Raw genomic sequence first — 16,698 nt, 5'->3', positions numbered from 1 at the left:
AATCAACCCACCAAAAACCGAAAATTCTGCCTCCACTCGGTAAGTCCAGATTGCACCCAAATTAGGTCCACTCTAAGGTAACCTCATGGGGATATCGGTCGACACATTCTTTCTGAAATCTGACGGACAAGGCACGCTACAAGCCCAGATTCAACAGATGATTGCCGAGGGCATTCTGTCCGGACGTTTTCACGTGGGCGAAAAACTGCCCTCATCAAGAAAGCTTGCCAGCCATCTGGGTGTCAGTCGCATCACGGTGACATTGGCATATACCGAGCTTTTGGCGAACGATTATCTCGTATCAAAAGGGCGGTCAGGTTATTACGTTTCGGAAAATGCACCTGTCCCGCCGACCTATTCACCGATGCAACGCGGTGAGGAGACGGTAAATTGGGGTCATTCGATCGCACGCCGGTTTTCCGGCGGTGATGTTTTGCCCAAGCCGCGGGACTGGCGCAACTTTCGCTATCCCTTCATCTATGGTCAGGCAGATCCTACGCTCTTTGATCACGCCAACTGGCGGTTATGTGCAGTCCGTGCACTGGGGCACAAGGATTTTGCATCGCTCACGGCAGATTATGTCGACGAAGACGATCCCTTACTCATTGAATTTATCGCCCGCCACACACTGCCCCGACGTGGGATTACAGCCAGGCCCGAAGAGATCCTGATCACACTCGGGGCGCAGAACGCCCTTTGGATCGCGTCCCGCGTTCTGCTGGACGCGGATCGAAAAGCCGCAATAGAAGACCCATGCTACTACGCTTTGCGCGAGCTTTTGGCGAAATCGAGCTGCCGCATGGCCACACTGAGGGTCGACATGGATGGTTTGCCGCCAGACGCCATTCCCGATGATACCGACGTCATCTTCACTACCCCCAGCCACCAATGCCCGACAACGGCGACAATGCCGATCGCGCGGCGGCGGGAACTGCTGCAACGCGCGCAGGAAATCGACGCCATGATTGTCGAGGACGATTATGAATTCGAACTCGCTTTTCTGGGGGCCCCCTCCCCTGCCCTCAAGTCGCTCGACAAGGATGGGCGCGTGATCTACGTCGGAAGCTTCTCCAAATCGCTCTTCCCCGGTCTGCGGCTGGGATACATGGTCGGCTCAGAACCCTTCATCCGTGAAGCCCGCGCGTTGCGCTCGCTTGTCTTGCGGCACCCACCGGGCCACATACAGCGCACTGCAGCCTATTTTCTGTCTCTGGGTCACTACGACGCTCAAATCCGCCGCATGTCCAACGCGCTGCTGGAGCGACGCAAGACAATCGAGGCGGCAATCGCTCAACAAGGCCTGACCATCGCCGGACGAGGCGCCTATGGTGGCTCGTCACTCTGGATGAAAGCGCCCGAGCACGTCAACACGACGGCCTTGGCAAACACCCTGCGCAGCCAAAGCGTTCACATCGAACCGGGAGAGCCATTCTTTTCCGGACCAGCACGTCCCAGAAACTACTATCGCCTAGGCTATTCCTCGATTTCAAATGAACGGATCGCACCAGGAATCGAATGCATCGCTGCCGCAATAGCTCGGGAATGACGCAACTCTGGACTTAGCCTGCCACCTCGACTGGCCCTAACGACTTCCCCCTCGTTACGCCAAAACCAATTGCAATCGCCTGAGACAACCGTTTCAGGGACTCACTCATCCTGTTTGGGAGCGCTTACACATGAAAATGACAACGGAAGAAGCCTTCGTCAAAACACTGCAGATGCACGGTATCGAACACGCGTTCGGAATCATTGGCTCGGCCATGATGCCAATCTCGGACATTTTCGAAGAAGCGGGCATCACCTTCTGGGACTGTGCCCACGAAGGCTCTGGCGGTTTTATGGCCGACGGTTACACCCGCGCCACCGGCAAGATGTCGATGATGATCGCGCAAAACGGCCCCGGCATCACTAACTTCGTGACTGCAGTCAAGACCGCCTATTGGAACCACACCCCGCTGCTGCTGGTGACTCCGCAGGCCGCAAACAAGACTATGGGCCAGGGCGGCTTTCAGGAAATGGAACAGATGCGCGCTTTTGCCGACTGCGTCTGCTATCAGGAAGAGGTCCGTGACCCCTCCCGCATGGCCGAAGTCCTGAACCGCGTGATCATGCAGGCCAAGCGCAACTCTGCTCCGGCCCAGATCAACGTGCCGCGCGACTACTTCACGCAAGTAATCGATATCGAGCTTCCGAAGATTGTCGAGTTTGAACGCCCCGCAGGCGGCGCCGAGGCGCTGGATCAGGCGGCCGAACTGCTGTCCAACGCCAAGTTCCCTGTCATCCTGAATGGCGCAGGCGTGGTCATCGGCGGCGCGATTGAACAGTCCAAAGCATTGGCCGAGCGCCTGGATGCACCAGTCTGCTGCGGCTATCAGCACAACGACGCCTTCCCGGGTTCGCACCCGCTGCACGCAGGCCCTCTGGGCTACAACGGCTCCAAGGCAGCAATGGAACTGATCTCCAAGGCTGACGTTGTTCTGGCTCTGGGCACCCGCCTGAACCCGTTCTCGACCCTGCCGGGCTATGGCATCGACTACTGGCCGGCTGACGCCAAGATCATCCAGGTTGACATCAACCCTGATCGCATCGGCCTGACCAAGAAAGTCACCGTCGGCATCGTCGGAGATGCAAAACAGGTTGCCACGACCATCCTGGAGAAACTGGCAGATACCGCAGGCGATGCAGGCCGCGACGAGCGCAAAGCGCTGATCGCCCACACCAAGTCGGCCTGGGCGCAAGAGCTGAGCTCGATGGACCACGAGCAGGATGATCCGGGCACCACCTGGAACGAGCGCGCCCGTGCCGCCAAACCCGATTGGCTCAGCCCGCGCAAAGCATGGCGTGCGATCCAGCAAGCGCTGCCGAAAGAGGCGATCATCTCTTCCGACATCGGCAACAACTGCGCCATCGGCAATGCTTACCCGTCCTTCGAGGAAGGCCGCAAATATCTGGCGCCCGGCCTGTTCGGTCCCTGCGGCTATGGCCTGCCGTCAGTTGTGGGCGCGAAAATCGGCTGTCCGGACGTTCCGGTTGTCGGCTTCTCGGGCGACGGTGCCTTCGGTATTGCCGTGACCGAACTGACCGCCATCGGCCGCGAAGAATGGCCCGCCGTGACCCAGATCGTCTTCCGCAACTATCAGTGGGGTGCTGAAAAGCGCAACTCCACCCTTTGGTTCGACGACAACTTTGTCGGCACCGAACTGGACACTCAGGTGTCTTACGCCGGTATCGCCAATGCCTGCGGCCTGAAAGGCGTGATTGCCCGCACCCAGGACGAGCTGACCGCGGCCTTGGACCAGGCGATCAAGGATCAGAAAAACGGTATCACCACCCTGATCGAGGCCATGATCAACCAGGAACTGGGCGAGCCTTTCCGTCGCGACGCGATGAAGAAGCCTGTCAAGGTTGCGGGCATCGACAGGGCCGACATGAAGCCGCAACAGGTCTGATACATGACCCTTCCCTTTGACCTCACACTGGGCCAAGGGGGCTTTCTGGCCGCCGCGCTGTTCGCGGCGGCCTTTATTCGCGGATATTCCGGGTTTGGGTTTTCCGCGATCTTCATCATCCTCGCGGCACTGACAACCAATCCGATCCCACTTATCCCCGTGGTGTTTTGCTGCGAAGTTCTGATGACTGTTTTTCAGGCGCGCGACATCCGACCTCATATCGACTGGAAACGGGCGACCACTCTTCTGATCGGGGCAGGGATTGCCATTGTTCCGGCCGTATACGTCATGGCGCGACTGGGTGAACAGGAGGCGCGCATCGCGGTATCCTGCCTGATTCTGGTTCTAAGCCTGCTTCTGCTTAGCGGCTGGCAGTTTCAACGGCCGATCGGGCGTTCTGGTCATATCGGTGTCGGGATATTCGCCGGAATGGCCAACAGCGCTGGCGTGGGTGGACTGCCGGTTGCGGCCTTCATGACCGCCCAACCCATCCCAGCAACTGTATTCCGGGCGACGATGATCGTATTTCTGACCGGAATTGACCTGATGACGCTTCCGGTCATGGCCGCGAATGGTCTGGTTACGTCAGATACCGTGTTTGGCGTCGTTCTAGCATTTCCCATCCTTGGGTTAGGTATCTGGGCGGGAACGCATCGGTTTTCAAAGACTTCGCAATCCCAGTTCCGCAAATTCGTGGTTCTGATGCTATCCGTTTTTTCGATCCTCAACATCCTGAAGGTTTTGGTATGACGCTTTTGCCCATTGATCTTCTTCGCCAAAACCCTCCGACCACCCGCCCGGTTGTCGCGATGAGCGAGGGCAGTGATCCGCGAATTGTTGCAGGGGCACTTGCCGCGCACAACGCGGGTCTGACCGATATCATCCTGGTTGGGCCTCAGGCCCAGGTCGAGGCAACCTTGCAGACCGAAGGCGCAAGCCAGGGCGAAGGGTTGACTATTCACGACCCCGCATCATCGGATCTTACCGACGAGTTCGCTGGAATCTTTCATGAATTGCGCAAGCACAAGGGCGTCGACGAAGCGGCGGCCCGCGTGGCGGTCCAAGATCCCTTGACATATGCCGCCATGCTGGTTCGCACGGGTCGCGCGACCGGAACCGTGGGCGGCGCCGTGCACACGACCAGCGACGTCGTAAGGGCTGCCATTCAGGTCATCGGAACAGCACGCAATGCCGGGATGGTGTCTTCCTTTTTCCTGATGTACCCGCCCGAAAACGCCACCGTAGGGGCACGCGCGATGCTGTATTCCGACTGCGGCCTCGTGATCGACCCCAACGCATCGGAAATGGTCTCTATCGCTGTGGCCTCCGCTCAGTCTTGCCGCGCGCTTCTGCGTCAGGAACCGAAGATTGCGATGCTCAGCTTCTCGACCAAGGGCAGCGCCAGACATCCCGCTGTGGACAAGGTGACTGAGGCCACCAAGCTTCTGCAAACCAATCGCCCCGATCTGGAAGCGGACGGAGAGTTACAGTTCGACGCCGCCTTTGTTCCGTCGGTTGGGGAACGCAAATCTCCGGGCTCCACAGTCGCCGGGCACGCGAATGTCATGATTTTCCCGGATCTTGATGCCGGAAATATCGCCTACAAGATCACCCAGCGGCTGGGGGGATATTCGGCTATCGGGCCAGTCATGCAGGGGCTCGCCAAACCAGCCAACGACTTGTCCCGCGGCTGCAGCGCAGAGGACGTAACTCAGATCATTGCCGTTACCATTCTGCAGGCCACGCAAAACTCCCTCCCGGAAACACAAAAAATATCGTGACGACGTTCCAATATCTCAAATAGCCTTAGAACTTGTTCCCTTTACCAACCAGCAGGACCCGCCAATGACCCATCAGCAGCCGATCCTAGATACCTCGCCCAAAGTCTCGGACGAGATCCGGCGGACCACCTGTTACATGTGCGCCTGCCGTTGCGGCATCAACGTGCACATGAAGGACGGCAAGGTCGCCTATATCGAAGGTAACCGGGATCATCCGGTGAACAAGGGGGTGCTTTGTGCCAAGGGATCAGCGGGCATTATGCAGGTCAATGCACCGTCGCGCTTGCGTGCACCACTCAAGCGCGTGGGGCCGCGCGGTTCGGGAGAGTTCGAAGAAATCAGTTGGGACGAGGCCTTGGATATCGCGACCGGCTGGCTGAAGCCTCTGCGCGAGAATGACCCGGAAAAACTTGCCTTTTTCACCGGTCGCGATCAGTCGCAATCCTTCACCAGTTTCTGGGCACAGAATTTCGGCACCTGCAACTATGCTGCCCATGGCGGTTTCTGTTCGGTCAACATGGCCGCTGGCGGAATCTATACGATGGGCGGCGCATTCTGGGAATTCGGCCAGCCCGACTGGGAGCATACCAAGCTGTTCATGCTGTTTGGGGTCGCCGAAGACCATGACAGCAACCCGATCAAGATGGGTATCGGCAAGATCAAGAAACGTGGCGCGCGGGTAATCGGCGTCAACCCGATCCGCTCGGGCTACAATGCTGTGGCGGACGACTGGGTCGGCATTACGCCCGGCACCGACGGGCTGTTCATCCTGTCGCTGATTCACGTTCTGATGAAGGCCGGCAAGATCGATCTGGACTACCTCAGTCGCTACACCAACGCTCCGGTCCTGATCAACGCCTCGGATGGTCCCGACAATGGTCTGTTTCTGCGCGACGCAGATGGGAAGCCTTTGGTCGTTGACCGCGCCACTGGCGAACTTGCCCCGTTCGACAAGTCCGGCGTCCGCCCCGATCTGTCGGCGGTTTATGAAAAAGACGGCGTGATCCATCGCCCGGTCTTTCACCTGATGGCCGAGCGCTATCTCAGCGAAGAATACGCCCCAGAATCCGTTGCGGAAAAATGCGGTATCCCCGCCAAGCGTATCCGCGCCATCGCAGGGGAACTGGCCCGCGTGGCGTTCGAAGAGGCTTTCGAGCTGGATCAGGAGTGGACGGATTTCCGGGGCGAAAAGCACGCCAAGATGATCGGGCGGCCTGTTTCCATGCATTCGATGCGCGGAGTTTCGGCGCATGCCAACGGGTTTCAGACCTGTCGCGCGTTGCATTTCCTGCAAATCATACTCGGAACCGTCGAGGTTCCCGGAGGGTTTCGCTTCAAACCGCCCTATCCGAAACCGATCGAAGCGCATCCGACGCCCCACTGCAAGGTAACCAAGAACACACCGCTGGATGGTCCACATCTGGGCTTTGTGCGTGGCCCCGAACATCTGGCGCTAAAGGCGGATGGCAGTCCTGCCCGCATCGACAAGGCGTTCACATGGGAAAACCCGATGTCCAGCCACGGGCTGATGCACATGGTGATTTCGAACGCACATGCGGGCGACCCCTACAAGATCGATACGCTGTTCATGTACATGGCCAACATGTCGTGGAACTCGACCATGAACACCAAGGGTGTCATGGACATGCTGACTGACAAGGATGAAAACGGCGAGTATGTGATTCCGCGCATCATCTATTCGGATGCTTATTCGTCCGAGATGGTCGCCTATGCCGACCTGATCCTGCCCGACACCACGTATCTGGAAAGGCACGATTGCATCTCGCTGCTTGATCGTCCGATCTGCGAAGCGGATGGCGCGGCCGACGCCATTCGCTGGCCGGTAATCGAACCGGACCGTGATGTGCGCGGTTTCCAAACCGTGTTGGTGCAACTGGCAAACAAGCTGAAATTGCCTGGATTCACCAACGAGGATGGTTCGGCCAAATACGCCGACTATGCCGACTATATGGTCAACCACCAGCGCAAACCGGGCATCGGACCGCTTGCCGGTTTCCGAGGGCCGGACGGGGATAAATCCGGTAGGGGCGAAGTGAACCCCGACCAATTGAAACGCTATATCGAAAACGGCGGCTTTTTCATAGAACATGTGCCTGAAGAGGCGCTGTATTACAAACCATGGAACACGGCCTATCAGGATTGGGCCGTTGGCATGGGCATTTATGACAGCCCGCAACCCTATCTGTTCCAGCTCTACTCCGAGCCGATGCGCAAGTTTCAGCTGGCGGCCGAAGGGTATGGCGACCGACAGCCGCCTGATCATCTGCGCGAGCAGATCAAGGAGCGACTGAACCCGCTGCCTATCTGGTATGAAACCGATCAAACCGGCAACGAGGGCTTTACCGTCAATGCCCTGACCCAACGTCCGATGGCGATGTATCATTCCTGGGGCACACAGAACGCGTGGCTACGCCAGTTGCATGGCCGCAACCCCCTGTATGTGCCCACCAAGCTGATGCGGGAACACGGGCTGAAAGACGGAGATTGGGCCAAAGTGTCTTCGCCACACGGTTCCATCACCGTTCCTGTGATGGAAATGGCCGCGCTGAACGAAAACACCGTTTGGACATGGAACGCCATCGGCAAGCGCAAAGGCGCTTGGGCACTGGAACCCGATGCGCCCGAAGCAACCAAGGGGTTCCTGCTCAACCACCTGATCCATGAATTGCTGCCGCCCAAGGGTGATGGGATGCGTTGGGCCAACTCGGACCCGATCACCGGGCAGGCGGCATGGTTCGACCTCAAGGTAAGAATTGAAAAAGCGGCGAACCCGGAAGAGATGGGTGAAAGCCAGCCGACTTTTGACCCGATCAAATCGCCGGTCGGAACCGGCCCGAAAAATCTGGCTTGGAAGGTAGGCAAATGACCCAGCTTCCCCAATCCACCGAGCGCAAAATGGGTCTGGTCATCGACCTGGATACCTGTGTCGGCTGCCACGCCTGTGTTATCTCATGCAAAGGCTGGAACACCGAGAACTATGGCGCCCCGCTCAGCGATCAGGATGCCTATGGCGGTAACCCGTCGGGAACGTTCCTGAATCGGGTGCATTCTTACGAAGTGCAACCCGCAGAGGGACATGCGCAGCTTATCCATTTCCCCAAATCCTGCCTGCATTGCGAGGATGCGCCTTGCGTCACAGTCTGCCCCACTGGCGCCAGCTACAAGCGGGCCGAGGACGGAATTGTGCTGGTCAATGAAAGTGACTGCATAGGTTGCGGGCTTTGCGCCTGGTCCTGCCCTTACGGCGCACGCGAACTGGACATGGCCGAAGGGGTGATGAAGAAATGCACCCTCTGCGTCGACCGGATTTACAACGAAAACCTTCCCGAGGTGGACCGTATCCCGTCCTGCGTGCGCACCTGTCCGGCCGGAGCTCGCCATTTTGGCGATCTGGGGGATCCCGAAAGCGATGTTTCCAAACTGGTTGCCGAACGTGGAGGCATGGACCTGATGCCGGAAATGGGAACCAAGCCGGTTAACAAATACCTGCCCCCCCGACCCAAGGACAGGATCGAGGACCAGATTGACATACTCGCCCCCCTGCTCGCACCTGTAGCCGAAGAACCCAAAGGTTTTCTTGGCTGGCTCGACAAGGCACTGGAGAAACTCTGATGCATCCCGCACCTTCCGTCATCATCTTTACCACGCTGTCGGGTCTTGGCTTCGGCCTGCTGTTCTTTCTTGGCCTCGGGCTTCCGGCGGTGTCTGGCGTGGTCGCTTTTGTTCTGTTTGCCGTAGGTTTCGGCCTCGCGGTGGCCGGCCTTCTGGCGTCGACCTTTCACCTCGGACATCCGGAAAGAGCGTGGAAAGCGTTCACCCAGTGGAAAACCAGCTGGCTTTCACGCGAAGGCGTTTGCGCGGTTGTCGCGCTTGTGGTCATGGGGCTCTATGCTATTGGCGTGATCTTCCTTGGCCAGCGCTGGACGCTATTGGGTCTCGTCGGATCGGTGTTTTCACTGGCGACGGTTTTCACCACCTCCATGATCTACACTCAACTCAAGACTATCCCCCGCTGGAACATGAAACTGACACCCGCGATGTTCCTGTCGTTCAGCCTGGCTGGCGGCGCATTGCTGAGCGGGCAGATCAGGGCCGCTTTGGTATTGTTGCTGATCGCTGCGCTGGTTCAACTCGCCTACTGGAAACAGGGTGATCACGCACTGGAACAGTCAGGTACCAACCTCGGAACGGCAACCGGTCTGGGTTCGCGTGGTAAAGTCCGCTCCTTCGAACCGCCGCATACAGGCACCAACTATCTGCTGCGCGAATTCGTACATGTCGTGGGGCGAAAGCATGCCGTCAAACTTAGAATCATCGCATTTGGCTTGGCATTTTTCCTGCCAATCCTGTTGCTATTGATGCCTTTCAACCACGTGTTTGCCTTGCTGGCGGTACTATCCCATCTCGCTGGTGTTGCTGTATCGCGATGGTTGTTCTTTGCTCAAGCTGAACACGTCGTGGGCCTCTATTACGGCAAACGTTAAAATTCGCGATTGCTCAGGGGGCGCTGCCCCCAGACCCCCGGGGTATTTCGGACCAGAAAGAAGCGAGAAGGCAACGCCGAAAAGCGCCGTTTGTCCTTTTACAGAATGCCAGCGTGCGCCATGGCTGCGTCTATGGCGGTCTTGGTGCTGTCTTCGAGGCCGGTTAAGGGCGAGCGAACCTCTTCGCTGCACAGGCCCACTTTGCTGAGCGCATATTTCGCACCGACCAGGCCGGGCTCAATGAAAATTGCCTCGTGCAGCGGCATCAGGCGATCCTGATATTCCAGCGCCGTGGCGTAGTCACCCGCAAGCGTGGCCTGCTGGAACTCGGCACAAAGCTTCGGTGCCACGTTCGCGGTGACCGAGATGCAACCGACCCCGCCATGTGCATTGAAACCAAGTGCGGTGGCGTCCTCACCCGAAAGCTGGCAGAACTCCGGTCCGCAGGTGGCACGTTGTTGGCTGACGCGTGCAAGATCGCCAGTGGCGTCTTTGACACCGACGATGCGCGGCAGTTTGGCAAGTTCGCCCATGGTGGCAGGCGTCATGTCGATGACAGAGCGGCCCGGGATGTTGTAGATGATGATCGGAATATCTGCGCAGTCATGCAGAGTGTTGAAATGTGCCAGCAGTCCACGTTGGGTGGGCTTGTTGTAGTAAGGCGTCACCACGAGCGCCGCATCTGCCCCGACCTTTTCGGCAAATTGCACAAAACGGATGGCCTCGACGGTGTTGTTCGATCCCGCTCCGGCGATCACCGGAACCCGGCCCGCAGCCGCCTTGACCACTTCGGATATCACGGTTTCATGTTCTTCATGCGTCAGCGTGGGGCTTTCTCCAGTCGTTCCAACTGGCACCAGCCCCGTCGAGCCCTGTTCGATCTGCCATTCCACCAGATGTTTGAGCGCGTCCAGGTCCAACTCGCCGTTGTGGAACGGGGTGACGAGCGCGGGCATAGAGCCTTTGAACATGAAGTGTGCTCCCAAAGTGTCAGCGTAAGCGGGCGAACCGCAGGAAATGCGCGCCGAACAGATTGTGAGTTGATCCTGCCGCCGCACGGTTTATCGTGAATGGCTGTATCCTTGGTTTGGCGGGAATTGCAAGGGATGACACGCATTCTGAGAACGATCGCAGGGGTGATTCTGTGCTGCATGGCCCTGTCGGGACCTGCACACGCGGAAACTGTCGACGATCTGCGGCTGGCTCTTGCCGAAATGCGGAATGACAACTGGAACGAGGCGTTGCAGGCGGCGGGGCAGCGCGGTTCGGTCGCGCGCGATATCATCGTGTGGCACTGGCTACGCCAGGGATATGGCGAATCGGGTGACGCCCTTGTGTTTCTGGACCGCCGCGCGGATTGGCCCGGCCTTGATTGGCTGCGGCGACAAAGTGAGCCCTCGTTTACGAATGCCGATCCGGATCGTGTACTGAAATTCTATGACAATATCCCGCCGCAGACTGCGGAAGGCGCCTTGAATCACGCGGTTGCACTGATGTCCAAAGGCATGCGCGGCGATGCCGAGGCGGATATCGTCATGGCATGGCGTACGATGCCGATGGGGCCGGGGCTGCAACGAAATTACCTTGAAAATTTCTCGACCTTGCTGAAACCGCATCACGAGGCGCGTCTGGACCGCATGCTGTGGGATGGCCACTTGATCAGCGCAAAGCAGATGCTGCCCTTGGTCAGCGAGAATCAACGCAAGTTGGCACGGGCACGGATCGATCTTCGCAGTATGGCGCCAGGTGTGGACGCCCGGATCGCCGAAGTACCAAAAGCCTTGGCGAATTCTCCGGGTCTGGCCTATGAGCGATTTGTCTGGCGCGACCGGAAGGAACTTGATGACAGCGCCATCGAATTGATGCTGCAACGATCAAACAGCCCTGAGACGCTGGGTGAGCCTGGGAAATGGGCCGAAGGACGCGCCCGCCTGGCCCGGTTGAAAATGCGGAACGGTGAAGACAAAATCGCCTATGACATCGCGTCCCGCCACCACATGACCCCCGGCTTAGGGTATGATTACGCGGAACTTGAATGGCTGGCCGGCTTCCTTGCCCTGCGCAAGCTGAACGATCCCGGCACCGCTGTTCGCCATTTCCAGAACTTCTCGCAAGCAGTGGACTCGCCGATCTCAGTCGGCCGCGCCGGGTATTGGCTGGGCCGGGCCTATGCCGAGATTGGGGATGCTGATAAAGCCTATGAAGCCTATGCCACGGGGGCCGCGCATCAGACCTCTTTCTACGGGCTTCTTGCTGCCGAACGGATAGGTCGCGCTTTTGACCCAGATTTGGCATTGCCGCGGCGCGCGCCGCATTGGAAACAGGCGGAATTTGCCGAATCCAGTGTTCTGGAGGCGGGGCTTCTATTGTTGCAGGCCGGCGAGCGTGATCTGGCAGAGCGGTTTCTCACCCATTTGGTGGAAAGCCTGGATGAAACGCAAGCCGCGCAGCTTGGGGACATGGCACTGGAAATGGACGAGCCCCACGTCGCCGTGATGATCGCCAAACGGGCTGCTCAGACTGGCATTGTGTTACCTGCAGCCTACTATCCGCTGCACCCCATCGCCGATCTTGGTCTTCCGATGGCTAAGGAAATGACGCTCGCGATCGCTCGTCGCGAAAGCGAGTTCGACCCGGTTGTGATCAGCGGTGCCGGTGCCCGCGGATTGATGCAGGTGATGCCTGCCACGGCAAAAATCGTTGCACAGGATCTGGGTATTCTCAGCGGGCACAAGACGAACCGGCTGACCTCGGACTGGAGGTACAACGCCAAACTTGGCGCGAACTATCTGGCCGGCCTTGCCGCCGATCTTGGCGGCAACGTGGTCATGATGGCAGCTGGTTACAACGCCGGGCCAAGGCGACCGATCTCGTGGATGGAACGGTTCGGCGATCCGAGGGCCGGAGAGATCGACGTGATTGACTGGATCGAGCACATCCCGTTTTCCGAAACACGGAACTATGTCATGCGGGTCACGGAAAGTCTGCCAGTCTATCGTGCTCGGCTGGGCAAACCAGCGTTGCCAATTCCATTCTCGCAGGAGCTTGTCGGTTCAACGCTGCTGTCGTTCGCGCCATAAGGTGAACAAACCGGCGGCAACGATCAGCCCCGCGCCAATGATCACAGCCGTGCGCAGAGTTTCTCCGAAAATGGTAATGCCCAAAATGGCGGCCCACACCAGGTGGAAATAGGCGAAGGGCTGAACTGCGCTTGCCTCGGCCATTTCATAGCATTTGATCAGCAGCCAGTGCCCCGTAACCCCGGTCACGCATAACAGCGCCATCCACATCCAGTCACGGCTGATCATCGGTTCCCAGAACCACATGCCAACCGCTGTCATCGCCACGGCGCCGGCAATTCCGGTCCAGAAGAAACTGGTTGCTGTGCCGTCCTGACGGGCAACATAGCGTGTCAAAAGGCCATACAGGGCGAACATTAGGGCTGAAATCAAAGGGACGATCGCCCAAGGGTTGAATACGCCCATGCCTGGTTGGAGAATGATCAAAACTCCCACACAGCCGACGCCGATGGCCGCCCAGCGCCGCCAACCGACGCTTTCACCCAGTACCGGTCCGCTGAGTGCGGCGACCAGCAAAGGATAACAAATGAAAACTGCCTGACTTTCAATGAGACCCAGAACCGTGAAGCCAAAGACGGCCACGCAAATTTCGCCCGCCAGCAGCAACCCCCGAGTTATTTGCAAGCCAATCTGATTGGTTCGCGCTGCCGCCAGAATCCCACCGGACGTCCGTGCCGCCAGGACAATTACAAACGCGGCAAAGAACCAATACCGGATCATGACGACCATGTAGGTGTTGTAGGTTCCCGCCAGATGGCGCGAAATGCCGTCTTGCAGCGCAAATACGATTGTCGCGCCAATCATCAGGGCAATACCTGCCGGAATGTTGTTCTTTTGCGTCACGCTTTGATAGCCCGCGTCATGTGTCTTTTGCGGCCATAGCCGGGGATTCGTGTGACGGTAAACCCCGCCTCCTCCAGCCCCCGGCGGACAAAGCCCGCTGCGGTATAAGTAGCAGCCGTGCCACCGGTTGCTGTGTGGTTTGCGACATCGGCCAATAAATCCGCCTCCCACAATTCAGGGTTCTTGGCAGGGGAAAACCCGTCCAGAAACCATGCCTCGGCCTCGCCTGCCCAACCTCTTACGGTTTGCCGCGCATCGCCTTCGATCACTTCAAGCTGCAAGGTGCCAAGATCGCATGCGCCGCCTCGCCAATGGGCAAGAAACCGGCTGCTCCACTGGTCAAGTTCAGGAAAGGCTTGCAGCGCCTTTTCCATATCCGCCAAATCCATGGGAAACGCCTCGAAGCTGGTAAACTGAAGCCGGCCGGCCTGCCCCGCTTTTTCCCATTCCGACCAGACTGTCAGCATGTTCAGACCGGTGCCGAAGCCCAGTTCGGCAATCCGGAAGCCAGGTGTAAACCGCGCAGGCAGATCGTTGCCCGCCAGAAAGACATGCCGGGTTTCCTCCAGCCCGTTTTGCAGCGAGAAGTAGGGATCGTCGAACCGTTGGGACACGGGCACCGCGTCCCCTGTCCATGTCAATTTGGCGCGCTGGTCTGCCATCGTGATATCCTGTAGCAAGGCGGCGCGACACTGAACAAGGAACGGGGAATTGGCAATGGTCGATGTGACGGTTCGCGGCGCCGGTGTTTTCGGCCTCTCCATCGCGTGGACCTGCGCCCGACGCGGGGCAAAGGTGCAGGTGGTCGACCCTTTCGGTCCCGGCGCGGGATCAAGTGGCGGCCTTGTTGGCGCACTGGCGCCACATGTCCCCGAGAACTGGAACGCCAAGAAAGCCTTTCAATTCGAAAGCCTGATCATGGCGGAACCCTATTGGAAACAGGTTGAGTCGACGGGCGGCGTATCTGCCGGCTACGGTCGCCTTGGACGGCTTCAGCCGATTGCCGACGTTCGGTCTCTGGAGCTTGCCAGACAGCGTGAGATCTCCGCACGCGAGCTGTGGCAAGGACAGGCCGAGTGGCGGGTCGTGCCGGTGGCCAAGCTCGGATCATGGTGCCCACCCAGCGTCACTGGCCATGTCATTCACGATACGCTGAGCGCTCGGATGCACCCCAGGCGAGCGGGTGCGGCACTGGTGGCCGCACTTTCCGTGATGGGTGTCGAAGTCGTGGCTGATGCCCCTGATTCGGGTCGGGTGGTGCATGCAACTGGCGTTGCGGGGCTGGAAGAGTTAAACCGGGCCTATGGCAAGACTGTCGGCAACGGCGTCAAGGGGCAATCCGCGCTGCTCCGCTTCCATGCCGGTGAGGTGTCACAGATATTCGCGGATGCGATCCACATCGTGCCACATGCCGATGGAACACTGGCGATCGGCTCGACGTCGGAACGCGACTATGACGATCCGACCAGCACCGACAGCGCGCTGGACGACGTGATCGAACGCGCCATGCGGGCGGTGCCTGTCCTGCATGGGGCCGAGGTGATCGACCGCTGGGCCGGGGTCCGCCCTCGCAGCAAAAGCCGCGCGCCGATATTGGGGCAACACCCGCTGCACAAGGGCCAGTTCATTGCCAATGGCGGGTTCAAGATCGGCTTTGGCATGGCCCCGAAAGTGGCCGAGGTGATGGCCGATCTGATCCTCGAGGATCAAAACAACATTCCCGATGACTTCCGACCCGAGGCGTCCTTGTGAGCGGAACTGACCAGAATCCGCGGCGAGTTGGACCGGATGACCCATCTATCCCGCAAATCCTGTCGCTGATCAGCGAATGCTTTGCTTTCATGGAAGGCCGGATCGATCCGCCATCCTCGGTGCACCGCCTGACCCAAGCGAGTATACGCCAGCAAGCCACCGAGGGTGAAATCTGGACCATCGGAAGACCCCCACATGCGGTCGTATTTCTGACGCCCAAGTCCGATCGGCTTTACCTCGGCAAACTGGCAGTGTCCGAAAACAAACGCGGTGCCGGACTGGCCCGGCAGTTGGTGACCCTGGCCGTGAGACGCGCGGTGGTGCACGGCCTGCCGACACTGGAACTGCAGACTCGGGTCGAACTGGTCGAAAACCACATCGCGTTCACGCGTCTCGGCTTTGTCAAAACCGGAGAGACCGCCCATCCCGGCTATTCCAGCCCCACGTCGATCACCATGTGCAAGGTCGTTGGCTGACTGATCAGGTCTCGGCCGTCGCCCGCATACATTCGCGGCCATCCGGGCCGCGCACCCAAAGGTCGTCCCCGCTCCGGCACAGCTCTGCGCGCTCGAAATGCATCAGCGGCGAGGAGGCGCGAAAGGAAAAACCGGTCAGGGGGCCAATCACTTCTTCGGCCAACAACATAAGGTGCTGCGCCAGCAAGGGACCGTGCACCACCAGTCCCACATACCCTTCGACGTCGCGGGCATAGTCCAAATCGTAATGTATCCGGTGCCCATTGAAGGTCAGCGCAGAATACCTGAATAGCAGCGTGGAATCGAACCCGACCTCGCGCCTGTCGGTCTCGTCCCTACGGGCCTCGGGCGGGTGTGGGCGCGGTGCATCCGGGTTCGGGTCTTCGCGATAGACCAGATCCTGCCACTCGGTCAGGCGCAGGCTGTCCTGCTGCCAGATTTCATGCCTGAGCGTCACGAAAGCCAAGGGACCAGTACGACCTGTCTTCGAGGTCGCGCTTTCCAGTACCGACCGCCGTTCCGCCGGGAGACCTGCACGAAGCGGGCTTGAAAACCGCAAGCGCCCGCCGGCCCACATCCTGCGCGGCAAGCCCATATCAGGGATCAGCCCGCCGCCAACTTTTGGATGCCCGTCACGGCCCAGGTATTCAGGCGGGCGCGGTGTCCAGAAATAAAGCTGGTGAAAGAACGGGGGCAAAGGCGATCCTGCACCGATCACAGGAACTCGCCCCAGTGCCACCTCGAACGCGGCAGCGCGGGCCGGGTCCATTACATCCCGTTGGATTTCCTGCGAAACATCCTGATCCATGCCG

General features: G+C 59.0%; 14 protein-coding genes. 10 read left to right on the top strand and 4 right to left on the bottom strand.

The features are described from left to right. Positions 1 to 85: 85 nt before the first annotated feature. The 7 genes from pdxR (at position 86) to AC2FMY_RS10850 (ending at position 9,735) form a co-directional block, all read left to right on the top strand. A complete protein-coding gene (gene pdxR, locus AC2FMY_RS10880) occupies positions 86 to 1,546 on the top strand; it encodes a MocR-like pyridoxine biosynthesis transcription factor PdxR (RefSeq protein ID WP_496807375.1) in 1,461 nt (486 codons plus the stop codon). A 130-nt stretch (positions 1,547 to 1,676) separates the two neighbouring features. Next, a complete protein-coding gene (gene xsc / locus AC2FMY_RS10875) occupies positions 1,677 to 3,449 on the top strand; it encodes a sulfoacetaldehyde acetyltransferase (RefSeq protein ID WP_496807374.1) in 1,773 nt (590 codons plus the stop codon). A gap of 3 nt (positions 3,450 to 3,452) precedes the next feature. After that, a complete protein-coding gene (locus AC2FMY_RS10870) occupies positions 3,453 to 4,199 on the top strand; it encodes a sulfite exporter TauE/SafE family protein (RefSeq protein WP_496746649.1) in 747 nt (248 codons plus the stop codon). Next, a complete protein-coding gene (gene pta, locus AC2FMY_RS10865; protein WP_496746647.1) occupies positions 4,196 to 5,230 on the top strand; it encodes a phosphate acetyltransferase in 1,035 nt (344 codons plus the stop codon). Before AC2FMY_RS10870 ends, pta begins: the two co-directional genes overlap by 4 nt. A gap of 64 nt (positions 5,231 to 5,294) precedes the next feature. Next, positions 5,295 to 8,117, top strand: coding sequence for a molybdopterin oxidoreductase family protein (locus AC2FMY_RS10860; RefSeq protein ID WP_496807373.1), 2,823 nt, complete (start codon positions 5,295 to 5,297; stop codon positions 8,115 to 8,117). Further along, a complete protein-coding gene (locus AC2FMY_RS10855; RefSeq protein WP_480748610.1) occupies positions 8,114 to 8,863 on the top strand; it encodes a 4Fe-4S dicluster domain-containing protein in 750 nt (249 codons plus the stop codon). Before AC2FMY_RS10860 ends, AC2FMY_RS10855 begins: the two co-directional genes overlap by 4 nt. Further along, positions 8,863 to 9,735: a dimethyl sulfoxide reductase anchor subunit family protein gene (locus AC2FMY_RS10850; RefSeq protein ID WP_496746643.1), complete on the top strand. Its 873-nt coding sequence runs from the start codon at positions 8,863 to 8,865 to the stop codon at positions 9,733 to 9,735. The genes AC2FMY_RS10855 and AC2FMY_RS10850 overlap by 1 nt, the downstream gene beginning before the upstream one ends. A gap of 98 nt (positions 9,736 to 9,833) precedes the next feature. Here the strand turns inward: AC2FMY_RS10850 and dapA are convergent, their stop codons facing one another. Continuing rightward, on the bottom strand, positions 9,834 to 10,706 hold the full coding sequence (dapA, locus tag AC2FMY_RS10845; protein WP_480748608.1) for a 4-hydroxy-tetrahydrodipicolinate synthase: 873 nt from the start codon (positions 10,704 to 10,706) through the stop codon (positions 9,834 to 9,836). Between the two features lie 135 nt (positions 10,707 to 10,841). On the opposite strand from dapA, the gene AC2FMY_RS10840 reads away from it, so the two are divergent. Beyond that, positions 10,842 to 12,815 carry a lytic transglycosylase domain-containing protein gene (locus tag AC2FMY_RS10840; protein ID WP_496746641.1) on the top strand — a complete coding sequence of 658 codons (1,974 nt, stop codon included), beginning with the start codon at positions 10,842 to 10,844 and terminating at the stop codon, positions 12,813 to 12,815. Here the strand turns inward: AC2FMY_RS10840 and AC2FMY_RS10835 are convergent. Together AC2FMY_RS10835 and mnmC2 are read right to left on the bottom strand one after the other, a co-directional pair. Next, positions 12,789 to 13,619 (bottom strand): DMT family transporter, encoded by an 831-nt coding sequence (locus tag AC2FMY_RS10835; protein ID WP_480748785.1) that lies wholly within the window; start codon positions 13,617 to 13,619, stop codon positions 12,789 to 12,791. The two genes, AC2FMY_RS10840 and AC2FMY_RS10835, sit on opposite strands and share 27 nt — an antisense overlap. Positions 13,620 to 13,654: 35 nt before the next feature. Further along, positions 13,655 to 14,320, bottom strand: a complete 666-nt coding sequence (gene mnmC2, locus AC2FMY_RS10830; protein WP_480748606.1) for a tRNA (5-methylaminomethyl-2-thiouridine)(34)-methyltransferase MnmC2 — start codon at positions 14,318 to 14,320, stop codon at positions 13,655 to 13,657. 55 nt (positions 14,321 to 14,375) lie between these two features. On the opposite strand from mnmC2, the gene AC2FMY_RS10825 reads away from it, so the two are divergent. Together AC2FMY_RS10825 and AC2FMY_RS10820 are read left to right on the top strand one after the other, a co-directional pair. Beyond that, positions 14,376 to 15,410, top strand: coding sequence for an NAD(P)/FAD-dependent oxidoreductase (locus tag AC2FMY_RS10825; protein WP_496746639.1), 1,035 nt, complete (start codon positions 14,376 to 14,378; stop codon positions 15,408 to 15,410). Beyond that, on the top strand, positions 15,407 to 15,886 hold the full coding sequence (locus tag AC2FMY_RS10820; protein WP_496746637.1) for a GNAT family N-acetyltransferase: 480 nt from the start codon (positions 15,407 to 15,409) through the stop codon (positions 15,884 to 15,886). The genes AC2FMY_RS10825 and AC2FMY_RS10820 overlap by 4 nt, the downstream gene beginning before the upstream one ends. Positions 15,887 to 15,890: 4 nt before the next feature. Here the strand turns inward: AC2FMY_RS10820 and AC2FMY_RS10815 are convergent, their stop codons facing one another. Continuing rightward, positions 15,891 to 16,694, bottom strand: coding sequence for an HTD2 family dehydratase (locus AC2FMY_RS10815; protein ID WP_496746635.1), 804 nt, complete (start codon positions 16,692 to 16,694; stop codon positions 15,891 to 15,893). Between the last annotated feature and the right edge of the window lie 4 nt (positions 16,695 to 16,698).

The organism is Ruegeria sp. YKSE079 (genome assembly GCF_059612845.1).
This window is presented reverse-complemented; position numbering and strand designations above follow the sequence as displayed.